Raw genomic sequence first — 16,475 nt, forward strand, 5'->3', positions numbered from 1 at the left:
ACCGCGGGCGGAGAGGAGCGGTACCACCGCCTCCGGGTGGACACGCGCACGGGCGACGTGCCGGGGCCCCGGACACCTCGACCGCGCGGGGGCGTCGCCGTCAACTGTCCTGGCTGCCGAGGGGGATGGTGCTTGTTCCGTCGACCGGGCTGTCGGCCGCCCGCACGCCGTCGTCGGCCTTGGCCTTCACGGTCGGATCTCCGGCTTCGGTGGTGCGCCACGCGCCGGGGACGCCCGGAAGGGTGCGTGGGCCGGGGTGGTGATCTTGGCGTTGGCGGCGACCTTGGCCCTGCCATTCGCTCCGCAGGTCCTACGTTGTCGATGGGTCAGGCGATTCGGTCCTTGCGCCGCCCCGGCAGGCAAACCGGGGCGGCCGGGTTCAGGTGCGGCGGGCGGCCCAGACGGTGCGCTCGGTGCGTACGGCGAGCTCCTCGTGGCGCAGCAGGCTGCGGGGGCTGTCGCTGTCGAGGAGCTCGTCGAGTGCGGTGAGGTCCTCGGGGCTGAGGGCGGGGGCGGCTGCGCCGCGGATGCGCTGGAGGCTGCTCAGCGCGTACCGGCCGATGGCCTCGCTGCGCTCGCCCTCGACGGCGACGGCGAGTGTGCGCTCGCCCTCGACGGCGAAGCCGGCGGCGGTCAGCATCGGGCCCCAGTCGGCGCCGCGGTGCGGAACGCGCTCGGCGTGGAGACTGTCGATCGCGGCATGGGCGCGTTCTTCGAGGCCGGGCCGGTTCTCGGGGGCGTCGGCGGGCAGGAAGCGGGGGAAGCCCGCGAGCTCGACAACGGCGAACAGGCCCCCGGGGGCGAGCAGTTCGTGGACGCTCCGCAGAGCGCGGTCCGGGTCGGCCATGTGGTGCATCGCCGCGGAGGCCCACACCAGGTCCGGTGTGCCGAGGTCGGGCCACCGTGCGCCGTCGAGGTCGGCCTGCACGGTCCGTACGTGTTCCTCGACACCGCGGGCGCGTGCCTTCTCTCGCAGGATCTGGAGATGGCCGGCCGAAGAGTCGACGGCGGTGACGTACGCGTCGGGGAAGCGGTCGAGGAGTGCGAAGGCACCGACGCCGGTGCCGCAGCCCAGGTCCACGATCTGGCGCGGCTCGCCGGTCAGCGGAAGCCAGCCGGTGATGGCCGCTGTGTGCTCGGCGAGCACCTCGGCATCCAGTTCGAGGATCTCCGCCTGCCCGCCGTCGCTGTGCTCGCGGTGGCGATCATGGCCGTGGTGTCCGCCTTGGCGCGGACGGGAGGTGTGCTGGTGAGTTCGGGTCATGGCGCCACCGTAAATGCGATATGCGTATACCGCACGACTTTTTGCTTAATGCGCAAGAAAGTCGGTGGGGATACTGCCCGGCGCGCAACATCACCCATGGCGCAGAGGCTTTCCAAGCGGTGTCGGTCCGCTATTCCCAGGGGTCCTGGATGCCTCCACGGTCGGCTTCCGTGCCGTTGGCAGGGTCCTTCTGGTGGCCGCGGCGAGCGTCGCGGTCGAAGATCCCCATGATCTCGCACGGCCCGCCCTCGGCGCCGATGGCGTGCGGCATCATGGTGGGGAACTCGGCCGCCTGATTGGTCTCGATGCGAAAGCGCCGGTGGCCGAGCATGAGGATGGCGGTGCCGGACAGCACGACGAGCCATTCACGGCCGGGGTGGGCGCGCATGCGGGCCGGGTTGTCGGGCGGCGGATCGGTCATCCGCTGGCGCATCACGCTCATCCCCGGGTCGCCCTTGATCGGCCAGCGCATCAGGCCGTGCGTTCCGTCGATCATCGGACTGATGACGACCTCGTCGGCGGCGTTCTCCACGAGCTGGTCCAACGTGGTGTCCAGGGCTCGGGCGAGGGTGACGAGCTGGTCCAGCGCAAGGCGGCGCTGGCCGTTCTCGATGCGGCTCAGCGAGGACTGGCTGAGGTTGGCCCGGGTGGCCAGTTCCTCCAGTGACCAGCCCTGTGCGACCCGCAGAGCCCGGATCCGTTTGCGTACGAGGCCGTCCAGATGTCCATCTTCTTGCTTCATGAGCAACATGGTATGCCCTTAATGCAAATCGGGTCTACCGTCGAATGCGGATGGCCCAACGGGGCCCGCTACGACGAAAGGGCGCGACATGTCTGCGCAGACTCCCCAAGGCGAGAGCGACACACTGCCTGCCAGGACCGTGGGCCTGTGGGCGTCGGGCAACGCCACCGATCTCACCGCCCAGGTCGGTGCCTCCGCTGCGGCCGGTGCCCACATCAACGCCCGACTGGCCACCGCGGACACCGACGCCGTGCTCGCCGCCGCGCAGGAGTGCAGCGGCTGACACCCGAGCGCCACGGCTGAAGACCCGCGCGGGGCCGGGCCCCGGCGATCCGCGCAGCGAGCAGGTCCACTCCGCAAAGCCCCTCTGACCGACATGGCGACCGGCCCTGTCCCGGCGCCGACCCCGTATGCCCATTTCGGGAAGGAAACCATGAGTACGAACCAGTCTCCTCGGGCGGCGAGCGCGCCGCCCAGCGGCGCAGGTGCACCGGACGCGCGTCAGTTGCGCGCGATCCTGATCACCGTCTCGATGGCCCTGATGGCTGTCATCGCCTCGGTATCCGGGCTGAACGTCGCCCAGACCCACATGGCCGTCGAATTCGGCGCCTCGCAGACCACCGTCCTGTGGATCATCAACATCTACACTCTCGCCCTGGCCGCGCTGCTGCTGCCGCTCGGCGCGATCGGTGACCGCCTGGGCCGCAAGCCCATGCTGATCACCGGACTGATCGTCTTCGGAGCCGCCGGCGCCGTCGCCGGACTCGCCCCGTCCGCCGGAGTCATGATCGCCGCCCGTGTGGCCGCCGGGATCGGCGCCGCGATGATCATGCCGATCACGCTGGCCGTCATCACCTCCACCTTCCCCGCGGAACAGCGCGGCAAGGCGGTCGGTGTATGGACCGGAATCGCCGGAGGCGGCGGCATCCTGGGCATGTTCCTCTCCGCGCTCCTCGTGGACGTCGCCGACTGGCGGTGGCTGTTCGTCCTGCCCGTGGTCCTGGGCGCCATCGCGCTGGCCATGACACTGAAGTCGGTGCCCAACTCCCGTGAACGCTCCGCCCATACGTTCGACGCCATCGGCGCCCTGGCGTCCGCCATCGCCGTGACCGGCCTGATCTTCGTGCTGCAGGAAGGCCCCGAGCGCGGCTGGGCCGATCCGGTCACCCTGATCAGCCTGGCCGTCGGCGTCATCGCCGCACTCGCGTTCGTGGCCTGGGAACTGCACCGCGGCGACGCCTCCCTACTGGATGTACGCCTCTTTCGTGAGCGGGGCCTGGCCGGCGGCTCCATCACGCTGCTCGTCGTCTTCGGCGTCCAGGCCGGCGTCGCCGTCGTCCTCTTCCCCTTCTTCCAAGCCGTACTGGGCTGGTCGGGCCTGCTGTCCACCGTGGCGATGATGCCCATGGCCGTCATGATGATGATGGCGTCCGCCCTGGCCCCGAAGATGGCCGCCAAGATCGGGGCCCGCTCCACCATGGCCGTGGGCGTCGCCCTGTCCGCCCTCGGCCTCGCGCTGATGGCGCTGCTCGCCTCCGTCGAAGGCGGCTACCTGTCCATCCTGGCCGGCATGTTCGCCATGGGCATCGGCATGGGCCTGTCCATGACGCCCTCGACCGAGGCCATCACCAGCTCCCTGCCCCGCGCCAAGCAGGGCGCGGCCTCGGCCCTCAACGACGTCACCCGCGAGTTGGGCACTGCCCTGGGCGTCGCCATGCTCGGCGCGCTCCTGGCAGGCGGCTACCGCAGCGCCATGGACGACAAGCTCGACGGCGTTCCGCGCCAGGCCGCGGACACCGCCCGCGAGGGCATCGCCAACGCCGTCGAGGTCGCACCCGAGACCGGCAGCGGTGCCCAGGACCTGATCCACGCCGCGCAGCAGTCCTTCGTCGACGGCTGGCAGCAGTCCATGTGGGTCGGCGTCGCCGTCATGGTCGCACTGCTCGTCTACGTCGCCCTGCGCGGCCCGAAGAACACCACCCCGATGGCGGCCGAAGGGGAGGTGCCCCCGGAGGCCGGAGCCGCGGAGAGCGTCGCCGCCCGCTGACATCACAGCAACACCCCGTGAACGGAGCCCGCCGCCCGCACGGCAGGCAGCCGTTGGGCACTCCGCGACATCGTGGAGTGCCCGACGGGCCCGTGCCCTGGTGAGCGCAACCCCGCCCCCGAGCACATGCGGGGGTAGTACTCGTGAATACCATCGACCTGACCACGGACAACTTCGACGAGTCCATCTCCGCGAGCGACGATGTGATCCTGGTCGACATCGCGGGCGGAACCGGCGGCGCGGTACTGCGCCTGGATGCCGGGGACGGTGGCGCCGAGGACCGCTTCCTCCCCCAGCGGGCGGGGCTCACTCCCGCGCGCCCCCACCGCTCCTGTGAGTGGGTCTCGGTGGACGATTTGGCACTGCCGGGTGACGGCTCCCGGCTGACCTCGGCTCCCGGCGGCCGTCCCGTCCACCGGACCGATTGACGGCGCCCACCCGGAGATCCCCGTGCCTTGTCGGCGGCGTGCGGCATCATCGGTGGACCGGTGCGGCCAGGAGAAGAGGGACGAGCCATGGTGATCACGAACGAGCAGGTGGCACAGTACGCGTTTCTGCGGCAGCTCTACCGTGACGACTACTACCCCGACCACGTCGTCGACAGGGGCCGGGTGATCCTGATGCGCCTGTGCGAGCGTATCGAGACCGACCGGCCGTCCGATCTGGCCGCCCTGTACACCCTCACCCACGCCGCGACGGAGGAGTTCAACCGGCTGGAGGCGGAGTTCCACGCGGCCGGGAGCGAGATCGAGACGGTCGCGCGCGAGGAGATCGCCGGGGACTTCTGGTTCGTCGCGTCGGCCTACGGCTTCGCGGACGCCGACGTGGAGGAGTTGATCGCGTCCCGGGAGTGGTGAGCCGGCCTCTTGCCTATACGAGGTTCGCCGCAGGGCGCACCTCGGCGCTCGATCCCGCCGTGAGGCGAACCTCGGCGACGCACCGGATCCCCGCCTACCCGGGGACCGAGGCCGACAGCCGTGGTGACACCGCCCGGTCAGAGAGTGGGCACGACCTGGTCCCCGCGCCCACCCGGGCAGGGCCCGGCTCACACCGGGCGGCCCACCCCGTACACCCGAAGCAGCGCCGCCATCGACGTGCCGCTGACGACTTTCCGGTCCGCCACCAGCGCCGGCACGTCCGCGAGCGGCACCCACTCGATCCGCTCCGCCTCCCAGTCCTCCGCCGGGTCGCCGACGCGCTCGGCCGAGTCCGCGAAGAAGACGTGATGCTCGCTGTCGCTGATCCCCGGGGACGGGTGCAGGCACAGCAGCGGGCGCAGCGGCCCCGGCCGCCACCCCGTCTCCTCCTCCACCTCGCGTGCCGCCGCCTTCCGGGGCGACTCCCCGGGCTCGACCCCGCCCATCGGGATCTCGTAGGCCCACGTGTCGGTGATGAACCGGTGCCGCCACTCCAGCAGCACCTCGTCGGCGCCGTTGAGCACCACGGCGCCCGCGGCGGGGGAGGTGCGGAGCAGCCGGTGGTCCAGGCGGCGGCCTCCGGAGATCTCCACGTCCGCGATCCGTACGTCCAGCCAGCGGTCGGTGTACAGCGGTTTCTCGGAATGGACGGTCCAGCGCATAGGTTCTCCCCCGGGTCGGTGTCGGCACCATCCGACCACAGGTGCGGCCCCCGCTCAGCCGGACGCGGCGTCGAACCACGTCGGCAGGTGCTCCTCCAGGTCCCGCTGGTCGTCCCCGACCCACGCCACGTGCCCGTCGGGCCGCAGCAGCACGGCGGGCACCTCCAGGGTCGGCGTGGCCTTGCGGAGCTTGGCGATGCGCTCGGCCAGCGGGCGGACCGTGGTGGACTGGGGACACCCAGCCCTGCCTTCGTGCTGAGGGGGCCGGGGTTCGCCTTGAGGCGAACCCCGACGGCAGGGCAGGCTCCGACTAAGAGATCTACGACATAAAGGTGGCGGGTATGGAGCTGAACTCCAAACCCGCGACGACACCTACAGCCCCGCGCCTACACCCCGGGCTCGGGCCAGACCGGAACAACCGGGTCGATCGGATGGATCGGGAAGTCCGTGGCCACGAAACTGGGGTTGACCTCCACCCCCGGCGAGGGGTCCTCGGTCGGCTCCTCCGTGGGCTCCTCGGTGGGAGTGGGGTCCTCCGTCGGCCACGGGGACTCCGTGCCGCAGTCCTCGTGGTGGGGATCGCACCCCGGGTCCTCGGTGGGCGCGCACTCCGGCGCCTCCGGGTGGGCGGCGCAGTCGGTCCAGCCGTCCCCGGTGGGCGTCTCGTGCACCCCGCCCTCGCTCGGCTCCTCCGTGGCCGGATCGGTCACCGCGTCGCTGGAAGCGTCCACGGGCGTGCCCTCCGGCGTCGAGTCGCTACCGGTGGGGATCACACTGATCAGGCCGCCACCGTAGTTCCACAGCAGCACCATCGCCAGCGCCGCCAGGACCACCAGCGCCCCAGCGCCCGCCAGGGGCCCGCGGCGGCCCCGGCGCCCGCTGTGCCGACCGCCGTGGCCCTGGAAACCCGCCGTGTCCGCCGGGCCGCCGCCCCCCGCCACGGGCGGCACCCCCGTCGGCGGCCCGGCCGGGGGAGTGGCGGCCTTCCCGATCCCGGCCGTGGACGGCAGCGGGCTCGCCCCGGTCCGCGTCACCGAAGCCGGCGCGCCCCCGCCGGCGCCCGCGGCCTCGCCCGGACCACCGCCGTACAGGAACTGCTCCGTCCGCTCCCACTCCTCCTGTGCCCGCGTAGCCTCCCGGTCGCCGTCCTGGGCCGGGAGCAGCGCGGTCCCGGCCACAGCCGCCGCGCCCCACCCCGCGGCGACCGGGCTGATCACCGCGGTACCGTCGTCCACGGCCGTGGACGCCTGCTCCATCACGGTGGTGGCCTCCACCGGAGCCGGGCCCGTGCCGTGCCCCAGCAGCACAGCCAGTACCTCCGCCGCCGAGGGCCGCGCCGCCGGGTCCTTGGCCAGGCACCGCGCCAGCACCGGCAGGAGCCGCTCGGGCACCGCCGTCAGGTCCGGCTCGGCCTCCACCACCTGGGAGACGACCTCCATCGTGGACTCACCGGGGAAGGCGCGGCTGCCCGTGGCCGCGAACACCATCACCGACGCCCACGCGAACAGGTCGCTGGCCGGACCCACCGCCGCGCCGCGCACCTGCTCCGGCGACATGTACGCCGGGGTCCCCACGATCCCGGTGGTGTGGCGGGTGGCGTCGTCCACGCGGGCGATACCGAAGTCGATCACCCGCGGCCCGTCCGGGCCCAGGATGACGTTGCCGGGCTTGAAGTCGCGGTGCACCACACCCGCCCCGTGCACCGCGGTCAGCGCCGTGACCGTGGCGATCGCCAGCCGGTCCAGGGCCGCGCCCTCGCGCGGACCCTCCTCGCGCACCGCCGCCAGCAGTGTCGGCCCGGGAACGTACTCACTGGCGATGTAGGGCACGTCCGCGTCCATGTCGGCGTCCAGCACCGCGGCCGTGCAGAAGGGCGCCACCCGGCGCGCCGCCTCCAGCTCCTGGGCGAACCGCGCCCGCTGGCGCGCGTCCTCGCCCCAGTCCGAGGCCAGGACCTTGACGGCGGCGGGGGAGCCCTCCCCGGTCTCACCGAGGTAGACCATGCCCTGACCGCCGCCGCTGATGCGTGCGGTGATCGTGTACGGGCCGATACGTGTGGGGTCCGAAGGGGTCAGCGGAGTGGTCATGGTCGCGCCCAAGCGTCGAAGGGTCGACCGCTCCTGAGGCGGTCCTTTCCCCAACTCTGACGCCGCCGGGCCGCGAAGCGACGCCGAACCGCTGGTCTCAGTCCGATTACTTTTCCCACCGCGTAGGCGGTGTGGCCCCCGACACACGCCCCGGGAGCCACACCGCTCACACCCGTCTCACCGCTCGATGCCCAGGATGTCCTCCGGCCGCACCGGGACCCGGACCAGCGCCCGCCCCGTGGCCTCGCGCACCGCCGCCACCACCGCCGGCGTCGACGACAGCGTCGGCGGCTCACCCGCCCCCCGCAGGCCGTAGGGGGCGTGCGGATCGGGACGCTCCAGCACGTCGATGCGCATCGGCGGGGTGTCCAGGATGGTGGGGATCAGGTAGTCGGTGAACGAGGGGTTGACGATCTCCCCGTCGCGGACCTGGATCTCCTCCATCAGCGCCAGCCCCAGCCCCTGCGTCGAACCGCCCTGGATCTGCCCCGCCAGCTGCTGCGGGTGCAGCACCCTGCCCACGTCCTGCACCGCGTCCAGCGCCACCACCCTCACCAGCCCCAGCTCGGTGTCCACGTCCACCACCGCCCGGTGCACGCACATCCCGAACTGGACGTGGGAGGCGCCCTGGCCGCGCGTGGGGTCGAGCATCTCCGTGGGCCGGTGGTGGAACTCGCGGGTCTCCTCCACCACCGTGCCGTCGGCCAGCAGGTCGGCCAGAGACACCAGCACGCCCCCGGAGGCCGAGACCAGGTTCCCGCCCGCCAGCGACAGGTCCGCGTCGTCCGTGCCCTCGGGCACCGCGCCGCGCCCGCGGGCCAGGGCGAACACCGCCGCGCGCACCGCCGCGCACGCCTCCCGCACCGCCCCGCCCGTCATGTACGACTGGCGCGACGCCGAGGAGGAGCCCGCCGAACCCACCCGGGTGTCGGCGGGGTGGACGACCACCGTCTCCACCCCCAGTTCGGTGCGCACGATCTGGCCCTTGACGGTGACCAGCCCCTGCCCCACCTCGGCCGCGGCCGTGTGCACCAGCGCCACCGGCTCACCGCCCACCGACTCCAGCCGCACGCGCGCCGTGGAGTAGTCGTCGAACCCCTCCGAGAAGCACAGGTTCTTCAACCCCACCCCGTAGCCCACACCGCGCACCACGCCCTCGCCGCGCGTGGTCCCCGACACCCCGCCCGGCAGGGTGCGCGGATCGGCCCGCTCGGCGCGCTCGGGCGGCATCGGCAGCGCACGGGCACGCCGCAGCATCTCCGCCATCGGCAGAGGCGCCTCCACCTCCTGGCCGGTGATGATCCGCGAACCCTGCGCCATGGCGTTGCGGATCCGCAGCTCCACCGGGTCCAGGCCCAGCTCCCCGGCCAGCCGGTCCATCTGCGACTCGTAGCCGAAGCACGCCTGCACCGCGCCGAAGCCGCGCATCGCCCCGCACGGCGGGTTGGTGGTGTACACCCCGTAGGCGTCCACGAGCACGTTCGGCACCTCGTAGGGGCCGATCCCCAGCGAGGAGGCCACCCCCACCACCGCGGGCGTAGCCGAGGCGTAGGCGCCGCCGTCCACGATGATCTCCAGCGTCGCGTACAGCAGCGTGCCGTCGGCCCGCGCCCCGTGCTCGAAGCGCATCAGGGCCGGGTGCCGGTGCACGTGGCCGTGGAAGGACTCCTCGCGGTTGTAGACGAACTTGACCGGCTTGCCGGTGTGCAGCGCCAGCATGCACGCGTGGATCTGCATCGACAGGTCCTCGCGGGCGCCGAACGCCCCGCCCACCCCCGCCAGGGTCAGCCGCACCTTGTCCTGGGGCAGCCCCAGCGCCGGGGCGATCTGGCGCTGGTCCACGTGCAGCCACTGGGTGGCGACGTACAGGTCCACCCCGCCGTCCTCGGCGGGCACCGCCATCCCCGACTCCGGGCCCAGGAACGCCTGGTCCTGCATGCCCACCTCGTACTCGGTGGCCACGACGGCGTCGGCCTGCTCCCGCAGCTCCTCCAGGACCCGCCGCTCTCGGTCGGCGTCGCCCGCCGCGTCGGCGAAGCCGCCGGTGCGGATGGGCTGGTGGCGCACCCGGTTGCCGCTCTGGCGGTAGTCCTCCCGGACCGGCAGGTCGCCCTCCTCGTGCACCAGCGGACACTCGGGGTCGTGGGCGGCCCGGCGCGCGTCGCCCACCGGCTCCAGCACCTCGTAGTCGACCCTGATCCGCTCCATGGCGCGGCGCGCCGTCTCCGGGTGGTCGGCCGCCACCACCGCCACGGGCTCGCCCTTGTAGCGCACCTTGCCGAAGGCCAGCACCGGCTGGTCCCGGTACTCCAGGCCGTAGCGCTTGGCGCCGGGCACGTCCTCGTGGGTGAGCACCGCCTCCACCCCGGGCACCTTCAGCGCCCCGGTGATGTCGATCCCCAGGATCCTGGCGTGCGGGTGGGGGCTGCGCAGGGTCGCCCCCCACAGCATGTCCTCCATCCACAGGTCCGAGGAGTAGGCGAACTCCCCGGTGGCCTTGAGCGTTCCGTCGGGGCGGCGCGGGCTGGCGCCCACCCCGTCGGCGGTGGTGCTGGACAGGCCCGTCAGCGTACGGGCGGTCGTCGCCGTCACTGCGCCTCCTTCACGAGGGAACGGTGCGCGGCCCGGCCGCGCGCGGCGGCCTCCCCGGCCGCCAGGGTGGTGAGCCGTCCCCGGTCGACCACGGTCCTGCCGCCGACCATGAGCCGCTCCAGCGGGGGAGTGGGGCCGAACACCAGAGCCACCACCGGGTCGTCGATCACGTCGTGGCCGAAGCCGTCCACGCGCCACAGGGCGATGTCGGCGAGCCGTCCCACCGCCAGCGACCCCAGTTCGCCGCCGCGGCCCAGTACGCGCGCCCCGCCCAGCGTGGCCATCTCCAGCGCCCCGCGCGCGCTCAGCGCCCGCGGCCCTCTGCGGGCCCGCGCCATCAGCAGCGCCTGGCGCATCTCCCCGGCCAGCGGCGTCAGCTCACTGGAGGCCGGGCCGTCCACCCCCAGGCCCACGGGCGCGCCTGCCTCCAGCAGTTCGGTGGTCCGGCAGATGCCCGCGCCCAGGCGCGCGTTGGAGCTGGGGCAGTGCGCCACTCCGGTGCCGGTGGCGGCGATCCGCGCGATCTCGGCGTCCGACAGGTGCACGCCGTGCGCCAGCCACACGTCCTCGCCCAGCCAGCCCAGCCGTTCGGCGTACTCCACGGGGGAGCACCCGAACTCGGCCCGGCACTGCTCCTGCTCGTCGAGGGTCTCCGCCAGGTGGGTGTGCATCCGCACCCCCTTGGCACGTGCCAGGGCCGCCGACTCCACCATCAGGTCGCGGCTCACCGAGAACGGCGAGCACGGCGCCACCGCCACCCGCACCATCGACTCCGGCGCCGGGTCGTGGTGGGCGTCGATGGCCGCCCCGGTGCCCTCCAACGCCCCCTGGAGGGTCTCCACGACCTCGTCGGGGGGCAGCCCGCCCGCGCTCTGGCCCCGGTCCATCGAACCGCGTGCCAGGTCCAGGCGCAGCCCCACCTCACCGGCGGCGGCCACCTCGGCCGCCACGATGTCGCCCCGCCCCGCGGGGAAGATGTAGTGGTGGTCGGAGGCGGTGGTGCACCCCGACAGCGCCAGGTGGGCCAGCCCCGCTGCGGTGGTGTCGGCCACCACCTGCGCGTCCAGCCGGTGCCAGATCCGGTAGGAGCCCACCAGCCACTCGAAGAGCGTGCCGTCGGCGAACAGGCCCTGCGTGGCCCACTGGTAGAGGTGGTGGTGGGTGTTGACCAGGCCGGGGGTGGCCAGGCAGCCGCGGCCGTCCACACGCTCGGCCCCCGGTACGCGTGGTGCGGGCCCCGGGCCCACCGCGGTGATGCGCCCGCCCTCGGCCACCACGTGCCCGCCCGGGTACTCGGCGCCCGTCACCGTCACCACGTGCGCGCCCTCGACGACCACTGCCCCGCTCACGTGCCGCCCCCGGAGGCGGCACGGCGCTCGGCGGCCAGGCGCACCGCGTCGACGATCATCCCGTAGCCGGTGCAGCGGCACAGGTTCCCCGCCAGCGCCTCGCGGATCTCGGCGTCCCCGGGCACCGGGCCGCCGCGGCCCACCGTGCGTTCGACCAGGTCGTGGGCCTGCACCACCAGGCCCGGTGTGCAGAACCCGCACTGGACCGCGCCGGCCGCGACGAACGCCTCCTGCACGTCGTCCAGCCGCCGCGGCCCGCCCCGCTCCGAGCCCTGGGACAGGCCCTCCACGGTGCGCACCCGGCGGCCTTGGGCCTGCCCGGCGGCGATCATGCACGCGCACGCCGTCACACCGTCGAAGTAGACCGTGCACGAACCGCACTCGCCCTGCTCGCAGGCGTTCTTGCTGCCCGGCAGGCCCAACCGCTCCCGCAGCACGTACAGCAGGCTCTCGCCCGGCCACACGTCCTCGGCGGTCACGTCCGCACCGTTGACGTTGAAACTCACGCGCATCGCGCGGCCCCCTTCCTGTAGTCGGTCACCGACCAGGCCAGGGCGCGCCGCGCCATGACCGCCAGCGCGTGCCTGCGGTAGGCGGCGCTGCCCCGCTGGTCGTCGATGGGGCTGGCCGCGGCGGCCACGAGTTCGCCGAAACGGCGCACCACCGCCTCCCTCGGCGCGGCGGCGCCCTCCCAGTCGAACTCGGCGGCCAGGAACTCCTCGGCCCGCTCGGCGCGTACCGGTGTGGGCGCCACCGACCCCAGTCCGGTGCCCACGGTGCGCCGCTCGGCGTCCAGGGCCAGCGAGAACGCCGCCACCGAGATGACCATCGCGTTGCGGGTGCCGATCTTGGCGAACTGCTGGGGCCCCTTCGGCTCGGGCAGCAGCACTGCGGTGACCAGCTCGTCCTCCCGCAGCGCCGTGGTGCGCAAGGAGGTGTAGAACTCGCGCGCCGGTACGCGCCGCCGTCCCGCCGCCGAGGCCACCTCCACCACCGCGCCGGTCGCCAGCAGGGGCGGGTGGGCGTCGCCCGCGGGTGAGGCGCTGGCGAGGTTGCCCCCGACCGTGCCGCGGTTGCGGATCTGCGGGGAGGCCACCGCGCGGGCGGCCCGGGTCAGCGCCGGGGCGCGTCCGGCCAGGTGCTCCACGATCGCGGTGTAGGGCACGGCCGCACCCAGGCGGGTGTACCCCCCGTCGGGGCCGTACTCGGCCAGCTCCGGCACCCTCGACAGGTCGATCAGCGCCTCGGGGCGGCGCCGGTCGAAGTTCAGCTCGACCATGACGTCGGTGCCCCCCGCGATCGGTACCCCGCCGGGGTGGGCGCCCCTGGCCTGGAGCGCCTCCTCCAGTGTGGAGGGACTCAGGAAATCCACAGTGTCCTCGCTCATCTCGCCGGTCGCCGCGGTCGGTGCGCGCGTCGGAAGCGACGACGTCTGCCGTGGTTGCAGTGCTCGCCCTTGCAGTACAGCACCCGCCGGGCCCGTGAGGCCAGCACCGGATGCGCCGAAGTCGACGCGCCGCGCACCGCTATCGTTGGAGGTTCCTCCAAGCATGCCCGCTCGCCGCCACCCGGACGGCGGCCACCGACCCACCAGCCACAGGGGGAACGCCCATGCGGATCAGCGAGCTGATCGCCGTCGAGCGTCTGCGCCTGCGGTTCCTGACCGGAGCCGAGCACGCCCACCGCACCGTGCGGTGGGTCTACACCACCGACCTGCTCGAACCCGCCCGCTACCTGCGCGGCGGCGAGTTCGTCCTCACCGGCATGATGTGGCGCACCCGCCCCGAGGACTCCGCCGCCTTCGTCGCCTCCGTCGCCGGAGCCGGGGCCGTCGCGCTCGGCGCGGGCACCGCCCTGGGCGAGGTCCCCGAGGACCTGGTCGCCGCCTGCCGCGTCCACGGCCTCCCCCTCGTGGAGGTCCCCACCGAGACCTCCTTCGGCTCGGTCACCGAGGAGGCCCAGAGCGTCCTGCTCCAGGAGCGGATGGCGGCTCTGTCGCGCTCCCGCGAGGGGCTGCGCCGTGCCGTGGCCGACGTGGCCGCCGGAGCCGACTTCCCCGAGGTGTTCGCCGACGCCGCCCGCCAGGCCTCGACCACCGCCTGGGTGCTCTCCTGTACCGGCCGCCACGTCGCCGCCACCGGGGCGCCGCTGCCCCCGCCCGCCGCCGAGCGACTCGTGGCCCGGGCCCTGACCCGGCCCGGTGCGTTCCACACCACCCGCCTGTCCGAGGAGGGCCCCGCCGTCACCGTCCACCCCGTCCGCACCAGGGACCACCACCCCCTGGCCTCCTGGCTGCTGGTGCGCGTCGCCCCCGCGGAGGAGGACGGGGAGACCCTTGCCGAACTGCTCTCCCTCACCGCCCTGGCGCGCAGCCGCGCCGAGGAGCGCACCGAGAGCACCGCCCGCCACCTGGAGGGGCTGGAGCGGCTCCTGGACGCCCGCCGTCCGGACGAGGCCGCCGCCCTGCTCGACGGCTCCGCCCTGGGCGGCCGTTTCCGCGAGCACCGCCACGCCGCAGTCAAGGCCCTCCTGCTGCCCGCCCCCCGCGATGCCGCACTCCTGGGGCGGGTACTCGCCGAACTGGTCGCCGACCACCCCGGAGCGGTCGTCGCCGGCGGCGACGACCCCCTGGCCCTGGTCCCCGTCCCCGAGGGCGACACCGCTGGGGACGGTGTCCGCGACGCGCTCGTCCACCGCGCCCGCATCCTGGAGGGCGGCCTGGCCGACCAACGCCTGGCCCTCGGGGTCGGCTCACCGGTGCGGGGCGTGTCCGACCTGCGCGGTGCCCTCACCGAGGCGCGGCACGCCCGCCGCCTGGCCGAGCTGCGCGGCGGTCGCTCCAGGGTCATCGCCGCGTCGGAGACCGACTCCCACGAACTCCTGCTCGCCTCCGTCCCCGAGGAGGTGCGGACCTCTTACCGCGACCGGCTCCTGGGCCCCCTGCTCGCCTACGACCGCGACCACCGCTCCGACCTGGTCGCCACCCTGGAGCGGTTCCTGGCCCACTCGGGGTCCTGGCAGCGCTGCGCCGCCGCCATGCACGTCCACGTCAACACCCTGCGCTACCGGATCGGCCGCGTGGAGGAGCTCACCGGCCGCGACCTGAGCAGTCTGGAGGACCGCGTCGACCTGTTCCTCGCCCTCAGGCTGCGCGACTGAGCCCGACCGTCGCCCCCGGTCGCTAGGGTGCGCGCCATGAGCGACGACCATACCGGCAACGAGACCGCCGACGCCGACCTGCGCGGCGCCGCCCTGCCCGCCGGACCGCACACCTTCGTGCGCTGCGACCTCACCGGGGCCGACCTGCGTGAGGCGGACCTGTACGAGTCGGTCTTCACCGACTGCCGCCTGGACGGTGCCCGGCTCGACGGCGCCGTCCTGGACGGGGTCCGCTTCTCCGGAGGCAGCGCCGCCGACGCCTCCTTCGCGGGCGCGTCCTGCTGCGAGACCCGCTTCGAGCGCCTCGACCTGGCCAACACCCGCTGGAAGGGGGCCCTGCTCACCGACACCGCCTTCACCGGCTGCCGTATGACCGGCGCCGCCCTGACCGGCCTGCGCGGGATCGGCTACGCCTTCGAGAGCTGCAACCTCATGCTCGCCCGCTGCGAGCGCATCGACCTGCGCGGGCAGGCCCTGCACGGCCTGCGCGTCGACGAGGCCGACCTGACCGGCGCCGACCTGCGCGGGACGGTGTGGACCGAGTCGCGGCTGCGCGGCGCCACCCTGGTCTCCGCCAGGCTCGACGGCGCCGACCTGCGCGGTGCGGACCTGGGCGAACCCACCCTGGAGGAGGCCCTGCACCTGCGCGGGGCCGCCATCACCCCGGAGCAGGCCGGGACGGTCCTGGCCGCCCTGGGCATCAGAGTCGTCGGCTGAGCGCCGAGGCGACCGCCACCGGCACCTCCGGCAGGCGGTCGGCGCCGCTCTCCAGCTCCCACACGCACATCTGCATCACCCTCACCAGCGTCCAGGCCCGCGCCCGGTCGCGGTCCAGAGCCGCAGCCTCGGTCAGCAGGTCGAACCGGCGGCGCGTCTCACGCCCCGCGTCGCCGGTGGCCACCGCCTCGGCCCAGCGGTTGCGCAGCGCGGGCAGCAGTTCGAAACCGGGGTCGCCCGCCAGCGGCTTGGGGTCGATCGCCAGCCACCGGCCCCGACCCGCCGCACCCGGCAGCGGGGCCAGCACGTTGCCGTAGTGCAGGTCCCAGTGCAGCAGCCGGCCGCCCGGCTCTGCGGCCACCTCCCGTGCGCGGGCGGCCAGGGCCTCCAACAGGCGGCGGTCCCGACCCGTTCGTGAGGCGGCCAGGGCCTTCGCCCGCTCCGCGCCCTCCAGGGCCAGCGGACCCAACCCGCGCATCCCGGCGGGTGCCGGGACCGCGTTCAACCGGGCCAGCAGGGCGCCGATCACCGACAGTGCCTCCGACACGTCCGCATCCGCCAGGGACCTTCCCGGGTCCAGGGCCTCCAGCAGCATCGCGCCGCTGCGGGGGTCGTGCTCCAGCAGACGTACCGCGCCCCCGCCGTCCCAGGCGCGCAGCGCCGCCGGTTCGCCCGCGGTCTCCTCGTCCACCGGCTGCACCTTGAGCACCGCCGCCGACCCGTCGGCGCGCCGCACCGGTACGGCCAGCGCCACCTGCCCGTGCATGGGGGCGCCCGTGACCCGCAGCCCCCACTCCTCGCACCGGCGCGCCACCAGCCCCGGCAGGGCGGCCACCCACTCGGGGCCGAAGAACCCGGTGGCGCTCTCGGCCAGCGCGTCCGGGACGGTGACGGACGGTCCGATTCCGGGTTCGGGCATACGGCGGCCTCCTTCGGCGG

At 73.9% G+C, this 16,475-nt stretch carries 16 protein-coding genes; 6 read left to right on the forward strand and 10 right to left on the reverse strand.

Annotated features, from left to right (window positions below; genetic code table 11):
* Positions 1-379 precede the first annotated feature (379 nt).
* Positions 380-1,264, reverse strand: a complete 885-nt coding sequence (locus ACFHWE_RS09375; protein WP_416600317.1) for a class I SAM-dependent methyltransferase — start codon at positions 1,262-1,264, stop codon at positions 380-382.
* A 130-nt stretch (positions 1,265-1,394) separates the two neighbouring features.
* Positions 1,395-2,006, reverse strand: coding sequence for a helix-turn-helix domain-containing protein (locus tag ACFHWE_RS09380; protein ID WP_416600318.1), 612 nt, complete (start codon positions 2,004-2,006; stop codon positions 1,395-1,397).
* Between the two features lie 88 nt (positions 2,007-2,094).
* Here ACFHWE_RS09380 and ACFHWE_RS09385 point away from each other — a divergent pair, with 88 nt between their 5' ends.
* The 4 genes from ACFHWE_RS09385 to ACFHWE_RS09400 all read left to right on the forward strand — a co-directional run bounded on the left by ACFHWE_RS09385 (position 2,095) and on the right by ACFHWE_RS09400 (position 4,910).
* Positions 2,095-2,289 carry a hypothetical protein gene (locus tag ACFHWE_RS09385; protein WP_416600320.1) on the forward strand — a complete coding sequence of 65 codons (195 nt, stop codon included), beginning with the start codon at positions 2,095-2,097 and terminating at the stop codon, positions 2,287-2,289.
* A gap of 150 nt (positions 2,290-2,439) precedes the next feature.
* On the forward strand, positions 2,440-4,053 hold the full coding sequence (locus ACFHWE_RS09390; protein WP_416600321.1) for a DHA2 family efflux MFS transporter permease subunit: 1,614 nt from the start codon (positions 2,440-2,442) through the stop codon (positions 4,051-4,053).
* A gap of 143 nt (positions 4,054-4,196) precedes the next feature.
* Positions 4,197-4,481 carry a hypothetical protein gene (locus ACFHWE_RS09395; RefSeq protein WP_416600322.1) on the forward strand — a complete coding sequence of 95 codons (285 nt, stop codon included), beginning with the start codon at positions 4,197-4,199 and terminating at the stop codon, positions 4,479-4,481.
* Positions 4,482-4,568: 87 nt separating this feature from the next.
* Positions 4,569-4,910: a DUF5713 family protein gene (locus tag ACFHWE_RS09400; protein ID WP_416600323.1), complete on the forward strand. Its 342-nt coding sequence runs from the start codon at positions 4,569-4,571 to the stop codon at positions 4,908-4,910.
* Positions 4,911-5,098: 188 nt separating this feature from the next.
* Here ACFHWE_RS09400 and ACFHWE_RS09405 read toward each other — a convergent pair whose 3' ends face one another.
* From ACFHWE_RS09405 to ACFHWE_RS09435, 7 genes are all read right to left on the reverse strand, one after another.
* Complete coding sequence (locus tag ACFHWE_RS09405; RefSeq protein ID WP_416600325.1) at positions 5,099-5,632, reverse strand: NUDIX hydrolase; 534 nt, start codon at positions 5,630-5,632, stop codon at positions 5,099-5,101.
* A gap of 54 nt (positions 5,633-5,686) precedes the next feature.
* Positions 5,687-6,004 carry a hypothetical protein gene (locus ACFHWE_RS09410; RefSeq protein WP_416600326.1) on the reverse strand — a complete coding sequence of 106 codons (318 nt, stop codon included), beginning with the start codon at positions 6,002-6,004 and terminating at the stop codon, positions 5,687-5,689.
* A 14-nt stretch (positions 6,005-6,018) separates the two neighbouring features.
* Entirely contained in the window at positions 6,019-7,731 is a 1,713-nt protein-coding gene (locus tag ACFHWE_RS09415; protein WP_416600328.1) for a serine/threonine-protein kinase, read from the reverse strand.
* A 165-nt stretch (positions 7,732-7,896) separates the two neighbouring features.
* Entirely contained in the window at positions 7,897-10,311 is a 2,415-nt protein-coding gene (locus tag ACFHWE_RS09420; protein WP_416600329.1) for a xanthine dehydrogenase family protein molybdopterin-binding subunit, read from the reverse strand.
* Positions 10,308-11,660 (reverse strand): 8-oxoguanine deaminase, encoded by a 1,353-nt coding sequence (locus ACFHWE_RS09425; RefSeq protein WP_416600331.1) that lies wholly within the window; start codon positions 11,658-11,660, stop codon positions 10,308-10,310. Before ACFHWE_RS09425 ends, ACFHWE_RS09420 begins: the two co-directional genes overlap by 4 nt.
* Positions 11,657-12,172 carry a (2Fe-2S)-binding protein gene (locus ACFHWE_RS09430; protein WP_416600332.1) on the reverse strand — a complete coding sequence of 172 codons (516 nt, stop codon included), beginning with the start codon at positions 12,170-12,172 and terminating at the stop codon, positions 11,657-11,659. The genes ACFHWE_RS09425 and ACFHWE_RS09430 overlap by 4 nt, the downstream gene beginning before the upstream one ends.
* Positions 12,163-13,032, reverse strand: coding sequence for an FAD binding domain-containing protein (locus ACFHWE_RS09435; protein ID WP_416600440.1), 870 nt, complete (start codon positions 13,030-13,032; stop codon positions 12,163-12,165). Before ACFHWE_RS09435 ends, ACFHWE_RS09430 begins: the two co-directional genes overlap by 10 nt.
* A gap of 239 nt (positions 13,033-13,271) precedes the next feature.
* Here ACFHWE_RS09435 and ACFHWE_RS09440 point away from each other — a divergent pair, with 239 nt between their 5' ends.
* Positions 13,272-14,819, forward strand: coding sequence for a PucR family transcriptional regulator (locus ACFHWE_RS09440; protein WP_416600333.1), 1,548 nt, complete (start codon positions 13,272-13,274; stop codon positions 14,817-14,819).
* Positions 14,820-14,855: 36 nt separating this feature from the next.
* Positions 14,856-15,536 (forward strand): pentapeptide repeat-containing protein, encoded by a 681-nt coding sequence (locus tag ACFHWE_RS09445; RefSeq protein ID WP_416600335.1) that lies wholly within the window; start codon positions 14,856-14,858, stop codon positions 15,534-15,536.
* Here ACFHWE_RS09445 and ACFHWE_RS09450 read toward each other — a convergent pair.
* Positions 15,520-16,455 carry an aminoglycoside phosphotransferase family protein gene (locus ACFHWE_RS09450; protein WP_416600336.1) on the reverse strand — a complete coding sequence of 312 codons (936 nt, stop codon included), beginning with the start codon at positions 16,453-16,455 and terminating at the stop codon, positions 15,520-15,522. The two genes, ACFHWE_RS09445 and ACFHWE_RS09450, sit on opposite strands and share 17 nt — an antisense overlap.
* Positions 16,456-16,475: the final 20 nt, after the last annotated feature.

The organism is Nocardiopsis sp. LOL_012, from assembly GCF_048060475.1.
Classification (GTDB): Bacteria; Actinomycetota; Actinomycetes; order Streptosporangiales; family Streptosporangiaceae; genus Nocardiopsis.